The 17,278-nt window shown below is 29.2% G+C and carries 13 protein-coding genes; 8 read left to right on the top strand and 5 right to left on the bottom strand.

What is annotated here, in order from left to right; all coding sequences use genetic code 11:
* Positions 1–12: 12 nt before the first annotated feature.
* The 5 genes from rpsL to CHTY_RS02135 all read left to right on the top strand — a co-directional run bounded on the left by rpsL (position 13) and on the right by CHTY_RS02135 (position 5,502).
* Complete coding sequence (gene rpsL, locus CHTY_RS02155) at positions 13–432, top strand: 30S ribosomal protein S12 (RefSeq protein WP_203552287.1); 420 nt, start codon at positions 13–15, stop codon at positions 430–432.
* A gap of 59 nt (positions 433–491) precedes the next feature.
* Positions 492–962, top strand: coding sequence for a 30S ribosomal protein S7 (gene rpsG, locus CHTY_RS02150; protein ID WP_203552286.1), 471 nt, complete (start codon positions 492–494; stop codon positions 960–962).
* A 26-nt stretch (positions 963–988) separates the two neighbouring features.
* Positions 989–3,055: an elongation factor G gene (gene fusA / locus CHTY_RS02145; protein WP_203552285.1), complete on the top strand. Its 2,067-nt coding sequence runs from the start codon at positions 989–991 to the stop codon at positions 3,053–3,055.
* 135 nt (positions 3,056–3,190) lie between these two features.
* Positions 3,191–4,375, top strand: coding sequence for an elongation factor Tu (tuf, locus tag CHTY_RS02140; RefSeq protein ID WP_203552284.1), 1,185 nt, complete (start codon positions 3,191–3,193; stop codon positions 4,373–4,375).
* A gap of 323 nt (positions 4,376–4,698) precedes the next feature.
* Positions 4,699–5,502 carry a Bax inhibitor-1/YccA family membrane protein gene (locus CHTY_RS02135; RefSeq protein ID WP_203552283.1) on the top strand — a complete coding sequence of 268 codons (804 nt, stop codon included), beginning with the start codon at positions 4,699–4,701 and terminating at the stop codon, positions 5,500–5,502.
* Between the two features lie 18 nt (positions 5,503–5,520).
* Here the strand turns inward: CHTY_RS02135 and rsmG are convergent, their stop codons facing one another.
* From rsmG to CHTY_RS02120, 3 genes are read right to left on the bottom strand one after another with little or no spacing between them, the layout of a single operon-like run.
* Positions 5,521–6,162 carry a 16S rRNA (guanine(527)-N(7))-methyltransferase RsmG gene (gene rsmG, locus CHTY_RS02130; protein ID WP_203552282.1) on the bottom strand — a complete coding sequence of 214 codons (642 nt, stop codon included), beginning with the start codon at positions 6,160–6,162 and terminating at the stop codon, positions 5,521–5,523.
* Positions 6,149–8,005 (bottom strand): tRNA uridine-5-carboxymethylaminomethyl(34) synthesis enzyme MnmG, encoded by a 1,857-nt coding sequence (gene mnmG, locus CHTY_RS02125; RefSeq protein WP_203552281.1) that lies wholly within the window; start codon positions 8,003–8,005, stop codon positions 6,149–6,151. Before mnmG ends, rsmG begins: the two co-directional genes overlap by 14 nt.
* A gap of 44 nt (positions 8,006–8,049) precedes the next feature.
* Positions 8,050–8,709 (bottom strand): hypothetical protein, encoded by a 660-nt coding sequence (locus tag CHTY_RS02120; RefSeq protein WP_203552280.1) that lies wholly within the window; start codon positions 8,707–8,709, stop codon positions 8,050–8,052.
* A gap of 949 nt (positions 8,710–9,658) precedes the next feature.
* On the opposite strand from CHTY_RS02120, the gene eno reads away from it, so the two are divergent.
* The 3 genes from eno to pyk all read left to right on the top strand — a co-directional run bounded on the left by eno (position 9,659) and on the right by pyk (position 14,583).
* A complete protein-coding gene (eno, locus tag CHTY_RS02115; protein ID WP_203552279.1) occupies positions 9,659–10,951 on the top strand; it encodes a phosphopyruvate hydratase in 1,293 nt (430 codons plus the stop codon).
* 526 nt (positions 10,952–11,477) lie between these two features.
* Positions 11,478–13,022 (top strand): 2,3-bisphosphoglycerate-independent phosphoglycerate mutase, encoded by a 1,545-nt coding sequence (gene gpmI, locus CHTY_RS02110; protein WP_420887593.1) that lies wholly within the window; start codon positions 11,478–11,480, stop codon positions 13,020–13,022.
* Between the two features lie 214 nt (positions 13,023–13,236).
* Positions 13,237–14,583, top strand: a complete 1,347-nt coding sequence (pyk, locus tag CHTY_RS02105; RefSeq protein ID WP_203552276.1) for a pyruvate kinase — start codon at positions 13,237–13,239, stop codon at positions 14,581–14,583.
* Between the two features lie 81 nt (positions 14,584–14,664).
* Here pyk and CHTY_RS02100 read toward each other — a convergent pair whose 3' ends face one another.
* Entirely contained in the window at positions 14,665–15,792 is a 1,128-nt protein-coding gene (locus CHTY_RS02100) for a hypothetical protein (protein ID WP_203552275.1), read from the bottom strand.
* A 140-nt stretch (positions 15,793–15,932) separates the two neighbouring features.
* Positions 15,933–17,039 (bottom strand): hypothetical protein, encoded by a 1,107-nt coding sequence (locus tag CHTY_RS02095; protein ID WP_203552274.1) that lies wholly within the window; start codon positions 17,037–17,039, stop codon positions 15,933–15,935.
* Positions 17,040–17,278 lie beyond the last annotated feature (239 nt).

The raw sequence follows: 17,278 nt of genomic DNA, 5'->3' as shown, positions 1-17,278 counted from the left end.
GGAAAATTACTTATGCCTACAGTCTCTCAATTAATTAAAAAAAGAAGAAGTAGCAAAACTGCTAAGACGAAATCACCAGCTTTAAGCTATGGTTTTAATGCCTTACATAAGAAAATTCAAAATTATAATTCTCCTCAAAAAATGGGAGTTTGTATTCGCGTTACCACAATGACGCCTAAAAAACCAAACTCTGCTTTGCGTAAATTCGCAAGAGTTCGTTTAAGTAATGGTTGTGAAGTAAATGTTTATATCCCAGGAATAGGTCATTCTTTGCAAGAACACAGTTCAGTTTTAGTGCGTGGCGGAAGAGTAAAAGATCTTCCTGGCGTCCGTTATCACATCGTTCGTGGTACTTTAGATGCTGCAGGTGTTGCTAACCGTCAACAAGGGCGTTCTAAATATGGCTCTAAAAAACCTAAAGTTAAGAAATAAATTTAAAAATCATTATTAAATCAAATATTATTAAAATTTAAGAAAGTAGGTGTATTGTTTTGTCTCGTAAAGGTCATATTAAAAAGCGCGATGTTCACCCTGATCCTGTTTATAATTCTAAGTTAGTGACTAAAACTATTAATACTATTATGGAAGATGGTAAAAAAGGAACAGCGCAAAATATTTTTTATCAAGCTTTAAAAACAATAAAAACAATTACTCAAAGAGATCCAATCACAGTTTTCCACGAAGCACTTAAAAATATTATGCCTATATTAGAAGTTCGTACTCGTCGTGTTGGTGGTCAAAATTATCAAGTTCCCTCCGAAGTTCGTCCTGAAAGACGTCAATCTTTAGCACTAAGATGGCTTATTCGTTACACCAAGGAACGCAATGAAAAAACCATGGAAGAAAGACTTGCTAAAGAAATCATAGATGCTTCTTCAGGGAACGGTATATCAGTTAAAAAAAGAGAAGAAACGCATCGTATGGCTGAAGCTAATAAAGCTTTTGCACATTATCGTTGGTGATTTTTGACATTATAGGAGAATAAAAAATGGCACGTCAGTTTTTATTAGAAAAAACTCGTAATATTGGCATTATTGCTCATATTGATGCAGGTAAAACCACTACTACAGAAAGAATTTTATTTCACACTGGAAAAATTCATAAAATCGGAGAAACCCACGATGGCGCTTCTCAAATGGATTGGATGGAACAAGAACAAGAAAGAGGTATTACCATCACCTCAGCTGCAACAACAGCTTTTTGGAAAGAATATCGTATTAATATTATTGACACTCCTGGCCATGTTGATTTTACAGTTGAAGTTTCACGTTCTTTAAGGGTTTTAGATGGAGCTGTCACAGTGATTGATGCTCAAGCAGGAGTAGAACCACAAACTGAAACTGTTTGGCGTCAAGCTAGTGAATATAAAGTACCAAGGATTATTTTCATTAATAAAATGGACAAAATTGGTGCTAATTTTACTTATGCAATTGAAACTCTTAAGCAAAGATTAGGAGTGCAAGCTTATCCTATTCAATGGCCTATTGGTGCAGAAAATAACTTTACTGGCATTATTGATTTAATTGAATTAACTGCTTTTGAATATGATGGTTCACCCGAAGAAAATGGAAAAATAATTGACATCCCTTCAAATTTAAAGACCATAGTTGAAACTAAAAGAAATGAATTAATTGAAGCTTTATCTAACGTAGATGAAGAATTGATGATGTTTTACTTAGAAGAAAAACCTATAACTTCTGAAATATTAAAAAAAGCCCTTCGTAAAGCCACTTTACAAGCTACTTTCTTCCCGGTTTTATGTGGTTCTTCTTTTAAAAATAAAGGGGTTGTGAAAATGTTGGATGCAATTGTTGATTATTTGCCAGCTCCTTGCGATGTTTCTTCTATTGTTGGTTTTGATTCTGACAACAAAGAAATTGTTCGTTTGAGTTCGGATGAACAACCTTTTACTGCCTTAGCTTTTAAAGTCATGACAGATCCTTATGTGGGAAAATTAACTTTCTTCCGGATTTACTCAGGAACAGTTAAATCTGGCTCTTATGTTGTTAATACAGTGAAAGGAATCAAAGAACGTTTTGGACGTTTACTGCAAATGCACGCTAATTCTCGCGAAGAAGTTAAAGAAGCACATACTGGAGATATTTTAGCAGTTGTTGGTCTCAAAGGAACTACTACAGGAGACACCCTGGCAGCAGAAGGAGAAACTATTGTTTTAGAATCAATGAATTTCCCTGAACCAGTAATTGAAATTGCAGTAGAACCTAAAACGAAAGCCGATCAAGATAAAATGGGGATTGCCTTATCTAAATTAGCTGAAGAAGATCCTACTTTCAAAGTTTTTTCCAATCATGAAACTGGACAAACTATTATTGCAGGAATGGGTGAATTGCATTTAGATATCATTATGGATCGTCTTAAAAGAGAATTTAAAGTACAAGCTAATGTAACAGCTCCTCAAGTGGCTTATCGCGAAACCATTACTCAAACAACTGAAACGGAAGGTAAATTTATTCGTCAATCAGGTGGTCGTGGTCAATACGGTCATGTTTGGATGCGTTTTGAACCTAACCCTGGTAAAGGCTTTGAATTTGTGAATAAGATTGTTGGTGGCGTTGTTCCTCGCGAATATGTTCCAGCTGTTCAAAAAGGAGTTCACGAAGCTCTAGCAGGTGGCATTTTAGCTGGTTATCAAATTATTGATATTAAAGCTACTTTATTTGATGGCTCTTACCATGATGTCGATTCTTCTGAAATGGCTTTTAAAATTGCAGCTTCTATGGCTTTGAAAGAAACTAAAAACCAAGGTAATCCAGTTATCTTAGAGCCAATTATGGATGTTGAAGTAGTTACTCCTAATGATTATGTTGGTAGTGTTATTGGTGATTTAACTTCACGAAGAGGACGTCTGGAAAATCAAGAATCACGCGCTAATGCAGCTGCTATTAGAGCTTTTGTCCCGCTTTCTGAAATGTTTGGTTATGCTACTATTTTGCGTTCCAATACCCAAGGAAGAGCTACTTTTATAATGCAATTTTCAAAATATGAAAAAGCACCTAAAAGCATTACTGAAGATATTATTAAAAAACGTACTTAACTTAGTTTCATCTTTAATAATATTTTTTCCTTCTTTTTTGCATAAAAGAGTTGTTTTATTCAAAAAATAAGTTAAAATTTAAATGGCAATAATTATTAAAAAATCTCAAACCCAATTAAAAGGAGGCCTTTGAAAATGGCTAATGAAAAATTTATAAGAAATAAACCACATTTAAATGTTGGAACTATCGGTCATGTTGACCACGGAAAAACTACTTTAACAGCTGCTATAACTGCAGTGTTATCATCTCAAGGTTTGGCAAAAAGTAGAGCTTATGATCAAATTGATAATGCTCCTGAAGAAAGAGAACGTGGTATTACTATTAAAACTTCTCATGTGGAATATGAAACTGTCAAAAGACATTATGCTCATGTTGATTGTCCTGGACATGCTGATTATATTAAAAACATGATTACTGGTGCCGCTCAAATGGATGCAGCTATTTTAGTTGTTTCTGGTTCAGATAGCGTAATGCCTCAAACAAGAGAACATATTTTATTAGCGCGACAAGTTGGAGTTCCAAAAATATTAGTGTTTTTAAATAAATGTGATCTTTGCCCTGATGAAGAGATTTTAGAGTTAGTTGAAATGGAAGTTCGTGAATTATTATCTAAATATGATTTTCCAGGAGACGATACTCCTATTATTAGAGGTTCAGCTTTAAAAGCTTTAGAAGGCGACACTCATTATGTTGCTCAAATTAATAAATTAATTAACACTTTAGATACTTACATTGAAGATCCAATTCGTGAAGTTGACCGTCCATTTTTGATGCCAATAGAAGATGTTTTCACTATTACCGGTAGAGGAACAGTGACTACAGGGAGAGTCGAAAGAGGAGAAATTAAAGCCGGTGATGAAGTAGAAATCGTTGGTTTAAAAGAAACTAAAAAAACTATCGTTACAGCTATAGAAATGTTTAAAAAAGATTTAGATTTAGCTCAAGCTGGTGATAACATTGGTGCTTTATTACGTGGAATCAACAGAGAAGACGTTCAACGTGGTCAAGTGTTGGCTAAACCAGGTTCTGTAAAACCTCATTCTCAATTTGAAGCTCAAGTTTATGTGTTAACTAAAGAAGAAGGAGGACGTCACACTGCCTTTTTCTCGGAATACCGTCCTCAAATTTATATACGTACTACAGATATTACAGCTGTTATTCATTTACCAGAAGGAACTAAAATGGTGATGCCAGGAGATAATGCAGAATTGACTGTTACTTTGAATAATCCAATCGCTATTGAAGAAGGAACTAAGTTTTCTATCCGTGAAGGTGGTAAAACAGTTGGTGCAGGGACTGTTTCTAAAATTATTAAATAAATTATTTTAATTTTATAAAAGTTACCAAATAAAAACCCATAATAAAGGGTTTTTATTTTTTTTAAAAGATTGGCAATCAGTTTTTATAAGATAAACACGTTTTTTTATTTTTATTTGACAAATAATGAACATTAAATATCAATTTTTTTCAAATAAAAAGACAAATAACTTGCATTTTGTTTGAAAAAAAAGTAATATATAGGTGTACTTGTTTATTTATAAATATAAAAGTAATGATTTAAAAAATAAGTATATAATTCATTAAAATAGTTAAATTTAAGATATTAAATATTATGAATTAATAAAAAAAGGTGGTTTTTTGAATGAAATCAAATAATATTATTAAAGTAAATGATTCTTTAGAAACAATTCAAAATACATTTCTTTCTTTTGATGAAACAAGTGATTATAAACTTCAAGCAAATCGAAAAGGTATTGCTTTTAAGACTATTTTGCTTTTACTTATAGCCTCTATTACTGCTATTTCTTTTTTTATGATTTTAAAAAATCGATTAAATATAGTCAATCATGGTGGTTCCAGTTTATATTACGGCATGTTAATATTATGTTTTGCAAGTGTATTTGTTTATCAAATGGGAATGACTCAAATTCACAATTCTAAAATGTTGAGTTTACTTTATGCTTTTATAGAAGGACTTATTTTATCCGTTTTATTTATTTTTGTTAATGCGTTTTATCAAAAATGGATTGATATAGCTTTTATTGCTATATTCTCAACTGTTATTGTCTTTTTAATTATGGCTCATGCTTATTATAAAGGGGTTTTAAAAGTTACTAATAGATTTAGAACTATTATGTTTAATTGTGGTGTAGCCCTTTTAATTGCTTATTTGGTCCGCTTGGTTCTTATTATGTTGAACATTGGAACATCATTGGAAGACATGATTCATAATAGTATTTTAACAATTCCTATCAGTTTAGTTATGTTAGTTTTTGTATCTTTGCATTTAGCTCTTAATTTTGATTATACTGAGAAAATGATTCAACAAGGAATGCCTAAAAAATACGAATGGCAAATATCTTTAATTTTTACATCAACTTTAATTCATATCTTTATCAGAATTTTTAGTCTTTTATTAAGATTGATGGGCGATAAAAAAAAATAAGACCAATTATATGTGGTCTTATTTTTTTTGGAATAATAAATTAGCTCTAGTGCCTAAATTACTTGGCAATTCTAATTGGTTTATTGTTGTTAAATCAATTTTTAATTTTTTTAATAGTTTTTGATTATCTTCTAATTCTTGTGCAAAATTTTTACCTTTCATGGCGATAAAATACCCCTTTTTTTTAATCAAAGGGAAACACCATTTTAAAATTAAACTTAAATTTCCTAAGGCTCTTGTGACAACACAATCATAACCTTTATTTTGGGTTTTAGGGTTATGATGTTCCGCTCTTTGATGAAAAAAAAAGATATTTTTTAAAGATAAACAAAAGGCTAATTTTTTTAAAAAACTAATTTTTTTTAAAGAAGATTCTACAATGTAAATGTTTAAATGTGGATTGATAATTTTCAGAGGAAAACTGGGGAATCCAGCTCCTGAACCAACATCGCAAAGATTATTAATTTGTGTAAAATCAAATACTTTTGTTAAAGCCAAAGAATCATAAAAATGTTTATAATAAACATTTGATAAAGAAGTTAATCTGGTGAGATTCATTTTTTGATTTTCTTCTATCAAAAATCTATAATAAAAATCAAATTGTTCTAATTGTTTGTTATTAAGATTAAATGTTTGTTTTAATAAATCACAACAAAGCATGTTGTTTTTCTAAATAAACCAATAAGATAGAAAGATCTACTTGGTTCACTCCTAATATTCTAGAAGCTTGTCCTAAAGTTTCTGGTTTGATAAAGTTTAATTTTTCTTTTGCTTCCTGAGATAAATTATGAATTTTTAAATAATTGATTTTTTTAGGAATTTTCTTTCCTTCTAATTTTAATAATTTTTGAGCTTCTTTTTGTGCTTTCACAATATAACCTTTGTATTTAATTTGTATTTCCACTTGTTCATAAATGGTTTGATCAACTTGTTCTTTTAAAAAATATTGTAATACTTGATAATTTAATTGAGGTCTTTTTAATAATTGTGATAATGTTGTTTTTCCAATAAAAGGGGAAGAATTTAAATTTTGGAGGTAATTTAAGTTAGATTCATTAGCTAAAATTTCTAAATTTTGGGATTTTTCTAACAATAGTTTGATCTTTTCTTTTTTGATGTTAAAATCATAATATCTTTTATCATCTATTAATTCTAGTTGATAACCATAATCTTGTAAACGTAAGTCAGCGTTATCATGTCTTAACAATAAACGAAATTCGGCGCGCGAAGTTAACAAACGATAAGGCTCTTGAGTCCCTTTAGTAATTAAATCATCGATTAAAACACCAATATAAGCTTCATTTCTTTTTAAGATAAAAGCAGGTTTATTTTGTAATTTCAAAGAAGCATTAATACCTGCCATCAATCCTTGACACGCCGCTTCTTCATAACCACTAGTTCCATTCATTTGTCCTGCGAAAAAAAGGTGAGAAATTTTTTTAGTTTCTAAGGTATTTTTTAATTGATTAGGGTTGAAAACATCATATTCAATTGCATAAGCATATTTTGTAATTTCAGCATTTTGTAAACCAGGAATAGTTTTTAACATTTCATGTTGTACGTTTTCAGGCATACTGGTTGAAAGACCTTGTAAATACATTTCATTTAAAAATAAACTTTCTGGTTCAATGAAAATTTGATGACTATTTTTATCACAAAAACGAACTACTTTATCTTCAATAGAAGGACAATAACGCGGGCCTATCCCTTTAATATGACCGCCATACATAGCTGATTTTGAAAGATGTTTTTGAATTACTTGATGTGTCTTTTCATTTGTGTGAGTTAAAAAGCAAGGTTCTTGATGATTGAGAGTTTTAATAGGACTATCGAAACCAAAAGTTTGTAAGCGGTTATCTCCTAATTGGATTTGGGTTTGGGTGTAATCAATTGTGGATTTTTTAATTCGGGGTGAAGTCCCCGTTTTAAGGCGAATAATTTCAAAACCTAAGTCTTTTAGTTGTTGGCTAATTCCATAAGTAGTAGGGTTGTTGTTGGGACCAGATGCTTTTTTAGTTGAACCAATTAAAATTTGACTTGCTAAATAAGTTCCTGTGGTGATAATAACGGTTTTTCCATAAATCTTTTGGCCATTTACAAGACATACACCCTTAATTTGGTTGTCTTGGATTAATAAATTGTTAACTAATCCTTCTAATAAAGTTAAATTAAAAGCTTCTTGTAACATTTTTAAAATCACTTGAGGATATTTTAATTTATCAATTTGAGCCCTTAAAGCCCTTACTGCAGGTCCTTTGGAAGAGTTAAGCATTTTAATTTGGATTTGAGCTAAATCTGCAGCTTTCCCCATGACTCCGCCTAAAGCGTCTATTTCACGGACAACAACTCCTTTAGCGGGTCCGCCGATAGAAGGGTTGCAAGGTAAAGAAGCAACTTGGCTCAAAGAACCAGAAATTAATAAGGTTTTATGTTTTTTAGCTAACACTAAAGCGGCTTCTACTCCTGCATGTCCTGCTCCGATAACGATGCCATCATAAATCATTGGAAATACTCCTTTCTTTTTGAAACGATGATATTTTTTAATATTTAATTATTATTTTGATCATTTTTGTTTGGGATATATTGTGAATAAGAAGGGTTATAATTTTTTTGCTTTTCTAAAAGTTCTTCAAAAAATAATTCTCCTAAAAATTGTTTAATTTCTTTTAACGTTGTCTGAAATTTTTGATCTTTAAATGAGGATAAATTCTTCTGTTGATTTTTAATCCAATAATTTATTAAAAAGATGATAGTTAATAAAATAATGAAAGGAATAAAAAGTAATGCTTTGTGTGTTATTCGACTAATGATGAAAAAAATTATGAATGAAAGAGGAAGGAAAGCGGTTAAAAAAATAATTTTAATTCGATTAATTAAGTTGATTTCCTTATGATAAATTTGCATGATAAAGTCTAACCAAATAACATTTATTTCTTTCTGATATAAAGGTTGAAAATTGTGATAATATTCTTGGTCAATTAAAAGACGATAAACTCCCTTATCAGCTGTCCAAATAGCGAATTGTCTTGATTGAAAAAGGTTATCGTAATATTTGCTTTGTGATAAATAATAAAACTCTATTTTAATTTTCTTCCCCTTTAATGTTGTTTCTTCTATTAAAAAAGGTTTTCCTTGCAAAGAATGATGAAAATTAGTCAATAATTTTAACTGTTTTTTTTCGTTTTGTTTAAAAAACAACCAATTCATATAATACCTTAATTTCTTTTATTTAAAGATGTTGTTAATATCTATTTTTATGCTTTTTTTAGATTAACAAAATTATTTTTTTCTTTTTTATTTTTTTGATTTAATTTCTTTTATTGTTTCCTTATGTTATTTTAAGTAATCAATATTATTGACATTAAGTGAATAAATGATTTTATTAAATAAAATTACAATTTTAAAAATATTATCAAATGATAAAAAAATTAAATTATTTCTTTTCTGGATTTTTTTATTTTTTTGGATAATTTTATACAAAAATTAAAACTCTTTGATTTATTTTTTAACAATTTTAGTTTTCAAACAACCTTTTCAAACCTTATCACCCACATAATAAAAAAACTTATGGCTGCTTCAATTAAGCCCTGACCAAATTCATTTCTTTATTATTGAATAATAAGGTTTGAAAAGAATATTTAATAATAAGATATGTAAATATGTAAAAATATTCTATTTTTATTATTTTTAAGAATTTACATTATTTAAAAAGCACATTATTATTATAAACTTTTTTTTCTTTTTATGCAAATAAAATTTTTTTAAATTTTAAAATATGAAAATTTATGAAGTTCTCAGTTAGACCAAAAAGTCTAACTGAGGGAACTTTTTTTGGAAGTTTTTTTTATTTCTTTTTTTTGTTTTTTGTCGTTCGTTTCATTTCATTTTTTTCGCTATTTTCAAACATTTATTAAATTTATTAACATTAAATCATATTTTTGATCAAAAAAACATTATAATATTTATTGGTTGATGAATTGACTATTTGGGAATCAGTTTTTTCATTTTTTTAATTATTTGCCCCCCTTTATTTTTTGTATTTTGTATTAATTGCTTTTTATCGTTTTACCTATTTTTTATTTTTACCCATTTACCCATTTACCCATTTACCCATATTAAATTTATGTACCAAATCTTAATTGAAAAAGGAGCTTTTATGCCATTTATTAGTAAAATTATTGCTCGTGAAGTTTTAGATTCCAGAGGAAATCCAACTGTTGAAGTGGAAGTATATACAGAAAGAGGTAGCACAGGAAGAGCCATTGTTCCTTCAGGTGCTTCTACTGGTGAACATGAAGCTGTTGAACTAAGAGACGGCGATGCTCAAAGATTCTTAGGCAAAGGCGTGGAAAAAGCTGTTACTAATGTCATGGAAATTATTGCCCAAGAATTAGAAGGTTATCCTGTAGTTGAACAAAATATGATTGATGCTAAATTAATTGAACTTGATGGAACCCCTAATAAATCAAAATTAGGAGCTAATGCTATTTTAGGTGTTTCTTTGGCTTGCGCTAAAGCAGCAGCTAATTATTATAATTTAGAACTTTATGAATATATCGGCGGCAAACAACCAAAGCAAATGCCAGTTCCAATGATGAATATTATTAATGGCGGTGCTCATGCTTCTAATAGTGTTGATTTCCAAGAATTTATGATTTTACCAACAGGAGCACCTACTTTTAAAGAAGCTTTACGTTATGGTGCTGAAGTTTTTCATCATTTAGCTAAAATTTTTAAAAGCAGAAAGATACCCACTACAGTAGGAGATGAAGGCGGATATGCTCCTGATTTGAATTCTAACGAAGAGGCTTTACAAATTATTATTGAAGCTATTAAAAGCGCTGGTTATGTTCCTGGTAAAGATATTTTTTTAGGCATGGATGTAGCTGCCTCAGAATTTTATAACAAAGATACTAAAAAATATGTTTTAGCTTCTGAAAATAATAAAGCTTTAAGTAGCCAAGAATTAATTAGTTATTATGAAAGCTTAGTGGCTAAATATCCAATTATTTCTATTGAAGATGGTTTGGACGAAAATGATTGGGATGGCTGGAAAACTTTAACAACGAAATTAGGACACAAAATTCAATTAGTAGGGGATGATTTATTTGTGACCAACACCCAAAAAGTAGCTCAAGGAGTTAAACAAAAAATAGCTAATTCAGTCTTAATTAAATTAAATCAAATAGGAACCTTAACAGAAACCTTAGAAACTATTGAAATGGCTAAAAAAGCATCTTATACAGCTGTTATTTCTCATCGTAGTGGCGAAACCGAAGATACTACTATTGCTGATTTAGCTGTTGCTACTAATACTGGTCAAATTAAAACTGGTTCTTGTTCTCGTACTGATCGCATTGCTAAATATAATCAATTATTAAGAATCGAAGAACAAATGGCACATGCTCCTTATTTAGGTTTAAAAGTTTTTTATAATTTAAAAAAATAATATTTTGTTTAACTTAATCACTATTAACTTTTGACCTATAATAATTAACAGTATATAAAAAAACACTATAAATCACTATCAAGGTTATTGTTTTCCTTGATGATCTAAAAGACCCTTATTATCTATATTTAGAATAAAAAAACAAAAAAACCAAAAAAGGAGAACAAAACTCATGGATAACCAACCAATTGTACAAATCATTTTCATCTTATTGATGATTTTGGCAATCGCACTTCAGATAATAACATTCAAAATCGGTTATAAAACTGGAAAATCTGGCAAAAAACTATCAACAATCAAATATTTGTTGCTAATGTCATTCGGACTTTACATTTACGGTTACAACAAAGGATCTCGCGACTATCTTGACTCTGAAACGTAAAAACTAAAAGCTAACCAAAAAAACCAAAAATAAATGAGAAAACTAAATTGACAAATTGACAAAAGAAGCAAACAAAGAACTCGCCGTTTGTTTGCAATAGTCTTCGGGAATCAAGAATAATATGGAATAAATTAAGGAGTTTTGATGCAAATGAACCTTTCAACAAAATTTGTCGGTCTCATTATTTTAGATGGTTTAGGACTATCTCAGAAAAAAGAAAATAATGCTTTTTATTTAGCCAAAACCCCTTATTTAGATTATCTTTTAAAACATTATCCCCACACCACTTTAAAAGCTTCTGGTGAAGCAGTTGGTTTGCCTGAAGGACAAATGGGCAATAGTGAAGTAGGACATCTTAATTTAGGCGCTGGTAGAATCGTTTATCAATCCTTAACTCAAATTAACAAAGCTATTAAAGATCAATCTTTTTTTCAAAATCAAGCTTTTTTGAAAGCCATCGCGCATGTTAAAAAAAACAACAGTAAACTTCATCTTTTGGGCTTAATTTCTCTTGGCGGGATTCATTCTCATTTAAATCATTTTAAAGCTTTATTTGATTTATCAAAACAACATGGCTTAGAAAAAAAAACATATTTACATGCTTTTACTGATGGCAGAGACGCCTCGCCTTATTCAGGGTTAAATTATTTAAAAGAATGCCTTGATTATGGCTTTCAAATAGCATCGGTTTCAGGTAGATATTATGCCTTAGATCGTGATAATAATTGGGATCGCCTAAACTTAGTTTATAATATGTTAACTTCCCAAAAAGCTCCTTTTATTGCTGATCCTTTAAAAGAAATCCAAAGTTGTTATCAAAAGGGAATTACAGATGAATTCATTAAGCCTTTTATCGTGTTACCTCATGGTTTAATTGATGATAATGATGCCATTATTTTCGTCAACTTCCGTCCTGATCGGGCTATGCGTTTAGCAACTGCTTTATCAAATCCTGCGTTAACCTCCGCTTTTTGTTCACCACAAAAAACTAATTTTACCGGCGATAAAGTAATTCATAATCTTTGTTTAGTCACTATGACTCAATATAGTAAACATGTTAAGGGTATAGTGGCTTTTGAAAAAGAAGCTTTAAACAATATTTATGGCGAAGTAATTGCAAATTCAGGACTAAACCAATTAAGAGTGGCTGAAACTGAAAAATATCCCCATGTTACTTTCTTTTTTGATGGAGGCAAAGAACTATCACTTGCTAATGCAGATAGAGTATTAATTCCTTCCCCTCATGTTGCAACTTATGACTTAAAACCAGAAATGAGTGCTTTTGAAATTACAAATTGTGCTAAAAAAGCTATTTTATCAGGCAAATATCAAACTTTAATTCTCAATTTTGCTAATCCTGATATGGTAGGGCACACCGGTTGCCTTAAGGCAACTATTCAAGCTATTGAAGCAGTTGACACCTGTCTACAAGAACTTGTTAATATTATTTTATCTATTGGTGGCAAAGCATGTATTTTAGCTGATCACGGCAATGCAGAACAAATGACAGATGACAAAGGAAATCCTCATACAGCTCATACTACTAATTTAGTTCCATTAATTGTAACAGATCAAACAATCGCTTTAAAACAAGGTTCTTTGTGTGATGTAGCACCTACTTTATTAGCATTATTAAACATCAACAAACCCCAAGAAATGACAGGTCAAAGTTTAATTGTTAAAAAATAAGTTAAGTTGAGCTAGCCATCTTTAATATTTGATATAAGTTGGTGCATACCAAGTAATGTATCAATAACTCGCAATCACTAAACTATTAATGATAGTTCAAAGTTATGAAGAAAATAAAGTCATAGAAAGCAAGAAGAAAATCAAAAAACACAAAAAAACACAAACACAAACAAATCAACAAATAAAAATAGAAAACAATCGAGGATGTCAGAAAATGAATAAAACCAAATTAGTATGTACCTTAGGTCCTGCTTGCCAAGATAAAACTATTTTAAAGCAATTAGTTAAAAATGGCCTTAATGTTGCGCGTTTTAATTTTTCTCACGCTGATTATGAAAATAGTAAAAAAAATCTTAAAGTTATTCAAGAAATTAATCAAGAATTAAATACTTATGTAGCAACTATGTTAGATACCAAAGGACCTGAAATTCGTACTCATGAATTTGATGGACAAGTCCAAATTGAAAAAAATACTCAAGTAAGAATAGCTTTTAAAGAAGTTTTAGGAACCAAAGAAAAGTTTTCCATTAACTATTATGAACTTTACGATGATATTAAAATAGATGATTCTATCTTTATTGATGATGGTTATCTTACTTTAAAAGTAATTGAGAAAGATGAACAAAATCGTGAATTAGTAACTAAGGCTCAAAATACTCATATAGTTAAATCTCGACGTGGCGTTAATGTCCCTAATATTAAATTAAAAATGCCTTATATTTCTGAAAAAGACGCTCGCGATATCACTTTTGCTTGTCAACAAAAATATGATTTTTTAGCTCTTTCTTTTGTCAGAAACACTCAAGATGTTTCAGATGTCAAAGAAATTATAAATTCTTGTCAAAATAAAAATATTAAAATTATTTCTAAAATTGAAAACCAAGAAGGAATAGATAACTTAGCAGATATCATCGCTGTTTCTGATGGCATTATGGTAGCTCGTGGTGATTTAGGAATTGAAGTTTCAGGTGAATTAGTCCCCCTATATCAAACTCAAATGATTCAAGATTGTCTTAATGCAGGAAAACCTGTTATTGTAGCTACTCAAATGTTAGAATCAATGCAAAAAAATCCTCGTCCTACAAAAGCCGAAATTAGTGATGTATGGAACGCTGTTTTAGAAGGAACCACAGCTACTATGTTATCGGGGGAATCAGCTTCTGGTCTTTATCCCGAAGTAGCAGTGTCTTATATGGCTAAAATCAATCACAAAGCAGAAGAATATGTTGATTATGAATTTATGACAAGTTTATATGAACCCACAAATACCACAGATTATTTAGCATATGGCGTTATCCAAATGGCTTTAAAAGGAAAAATTAATGCTATTGTAGTAGATGATCTTAAATATGCTTATGCTTTGAGCAAATTACATTCTCCAGTTCCTGTTTTAGTCCAAGTTAAAGATCAAAATGAAGGTAACTCTTTAGCCCTTAATTTCGCTAATACCCCTTATATCAATCAAAACGAATTAACTGCTAAATTAAATATTTTACAAAAAAAAGAGTTAAATAACTTAGTTATTGCAACAATTACCAAAGATACTTTAACTCTTATTTAAAAATTAAAAAACTAAAAACCAAGATACCCTTAATATATCAAAAAACAGTAGATTTAAATGAATAAATCTACTGTTTTATTTTTAATCTTTATTATAATAAAGAGTTCTTGTTTCACCTGTTTTCATAGCATATAAATCAACTTTACGAAGTTTTTGAATTTTACTAGTCTTCCAAAAAAAACCTTTAGATTTATATTTATAATAAGGGAAGCGAAGTTGTAAATCATAATTATATAATGAAAAAGGAGCTTTAATTTGACATTTAATTGGGAATTTAGCAACAATTTCATTATTATCTAATTTTTTTAAAATAATACTTTCAATATTAACATAAGCAGGTCCGTTATGATCAGCCACTTTTTCATAAACAATATCAGTATAAAAATTTTTTTCCCAAAAATTAGCTTCACCCAAGGAAGTAGGGTTTTCGGATTGCCAAAATATATACATATTACGTGCCCCATTCCCTAAACTCTTCAAACCTTCTAAAGAATAGCAATTACTGGTATTTTTTCTAGTCCCTTCATCAAAATAAATTAACAAAAGCTTTTCAGGTACAGGATTTTGTAATTTAGAATTAAAGCAAACATAAGATTGATGGATTTGATCATTGTATATTCCATATGTGAAATTTTTAACAAAATGTCGATTACTGAATTTATTTTTTAACCATTCTAAGGCTTTGCTGTCTTGACTTTCAGAACCTAAATATACGTGCCAAACATTCATATCTTGGATTTGAGCTTCTAATTGTGGTGGGAATTGCTTACAAATATTTAATAATTTAGGTTTGTTAATTTCATAATCTGTGTTTAATAATTGGATTTTCCTTTTAGAAATATAATTCTTAGATTTTGCCGGTTTGAAAAATTTGGTTTGTTTGATCTCTCTTTTGTTGCGATTTTGTTTAAATCTTGTAGATCTTGGTTTTGTTTTTAATAACTTTTGGTATTGGTGATATTTTTGGGGTTTTAAAGTAGTATTTTGGTTTTTTAATGGAGCTATATGATGAAAATTATCAAGCACATCATGATAATGAATATCAGGTGGTGATGGTGGTGATAAAGAAAGCTTTTGAGAAAATAAATTATGTTGTAAAAACACAAATAAAACAGATACGATTATTAAAAGAGTAAAAAAGAATATTTTAATATTATTGATATTTTTTTTCAAGGATGACGCTTGCACTGGTAATAATTGGTCCGCCATTTCTTTGATTTTTAGTTATTTTTTAGCAGTTATTTGCAAAAAAGTTAATCAATTGTGCATTACAAAAGATAAAACGCGAATCACAAATCATTTGCAAAAAGAAAAAAAGAGATTGCTAAATCTCTTTTCAACATTTCCAATTATTGTAAATTATCTCTTTTTTTAAAAGATGATAAAAAAATCACTAATACAATTAACAAAACAATAGCGATGCTAGTAATTACAATATAAATTAAATAACTATGTTCTTGCCAAAATGATTGAGATTGATGATCAGCCACTTTAGAATTTAATTTTACTATTTCTTTAGGTTCTGTATCTGTATCTTTATCACTTATGTGAACAATTTCATCATTTACATCTAGAGCATCGGGAGCATCTAGTTCCTCATTTTTGGGATTTGGCGAAACTTTTTGCAATTCTTTGTCTGTTTTCTCTTTTACCTTTTGGAGAGCCGATTTAATATTATTAGGATCTTTTTTTAACTCTTTGTTAATTGTTTTCTCCATATGTTTATAAATTTGTTTATAATTTATTTGGGGATGATCTTCTAATTGGTATTCGCCTTTTATTTGTTCTAAAACTTGCTTATTGATTGTTTTAATGGAACCATGTAATGTGACTTTCCCTTTATATTTTAATGATTTAGAAGAAGGTTTAACAGTTATTACGATTGAATCTGAATTATTATTTTGAATTTTCAAATTTAATTCTTCAAAATCTGATAACTTTAAATTTGGATTTTTATCTATAATTACTTGTGGCAACAATTCTTTGATAGTTTCTTGAGTTTTTAATTTAGTTAATCGAATCTCTCTTAAATCGGTATTTTTAATGATATTATTTAAATCTTGTTTAACTTGGAAATAAACTTTTATTTGACCTTTGAATTTGGTAGCATTTTCTTGCGCTTGGATTAAACCTTCACATTCATAATCCAAAGATGTCTCATTTAGTATTTTAAATGATATTTCAGAATCTTTAACAAAATTTTTTTTATCAAATGATGCCTCTTTATTTAATTCCTTGATTCTTTCACAGATATCTTTTATAGTTGGTATGTTTTCAAAAAGCCCTAATTTAGGGTTAATAGAACTAATATCAAATAATTCTTTTTCTTGCTCATTGGTAGTAGCTGAAAGAAAATGATAATTTATGGCAAATAGTAAAAATAGCGATAAAATGCTTAAAAAATATTGCCCACCTTTTTTGAAATTTTGAGATTTTTTGAAATTATTATTATTCAATGATTTCCTTATATAACTTTCTAATATCTTAAGCCATAGCCATTAGCAAGCTTAAAATCATTTTAAGAATTTAAAAACAATTTTTATTTAATGTCTTTTTATCATCTATAATGCTTTTAAAATCCACTAATATTATAACTTAACCAAAATAAAAAATAAATACTTTTTTTTGCGATATTTTTATAAATTAATTTATTTTTAGTTTTTTTAATGTTAAAATTTAGATATGGTGTTTGAAA

The organism is Candidatus Phytoplasma meliae, assembly GCF_016876135.2.
The sequence above is the reverse complement of the archived record's forward strand: the minus strand, read 5'-3'. Positions and strand labels throughout refer to the sequence as shown.

Coding starts and splice junctions, on each gene's coding strand:
- CHTY_RS02100 (WP_203552275.1), bottom strand. CDS start 15,792: ATGGCGGACCAATTATTACCAGTGCAAGCGTCATCCTTGAAAAAAAAT.
- mnmG (WP_203552281.1), bottom strand. CDS start 8,005: ATGATTTATGATGGCATCGTTATCGGAGCAGGACATGCAGGAGTAGAA.
- tuf (WP_203552284.1), top strand. CDS start 3,191: ATGGCTAATGAAAAATTTATAAGAAATAAACCACATTTAAATGTTGGA.
- fusA (WP_203552285.1), top strand. CDS start 989: ATGGCACGTCAGTTTTTATTAGAAAAAACTCGTAATATTGGCATTATT.
- rpsL (WP_203552287.1), top strand. CDS start 13: ATGCCTACAGTCTCTCAATTAATTAAAAAAAGAAGAAGTAGCAAAACT.
- pyk (WP_203552276.1), top strand. CDS start 13,237: ATGAATAAAACCAAATTAGTATGTACCTTAGGTCCTGCTTGCCAAGAT.
- CHTY_RS02135 (WP_203552283.1), top strand. CDS start 4,699: ATGAAATCAAATAATATTATTAAAGTAAATGATTCTTTAGAAACAATT.
- CHTY_RS02120 (WP_203552280.1), bottom strand. CDS start 8,709: ATGAATTGGTTGTTTTTTAAACAAAACGAAAAAAAACAGTTAAAATTA.
- gpmI (WP_420887593.1), top strand. CDS start 11,478: ATGCAAATGAACCTTTCAACAAAATTTGTCGGTCTCATTATTTTAGAT.
- eno (WP_203552279.1), top strand. CDS start 9,659: ATGCCATTTATTAGTAAAATTATTGCTCGTGAAGTTTTAGATTCCAGA.
- rsmG (WP_203552282.1), bottom strand. CDS start 6,162: ATGCTTTGTTGTGATTTATTAAAACAAACATTTAATCTTAATAACAAA.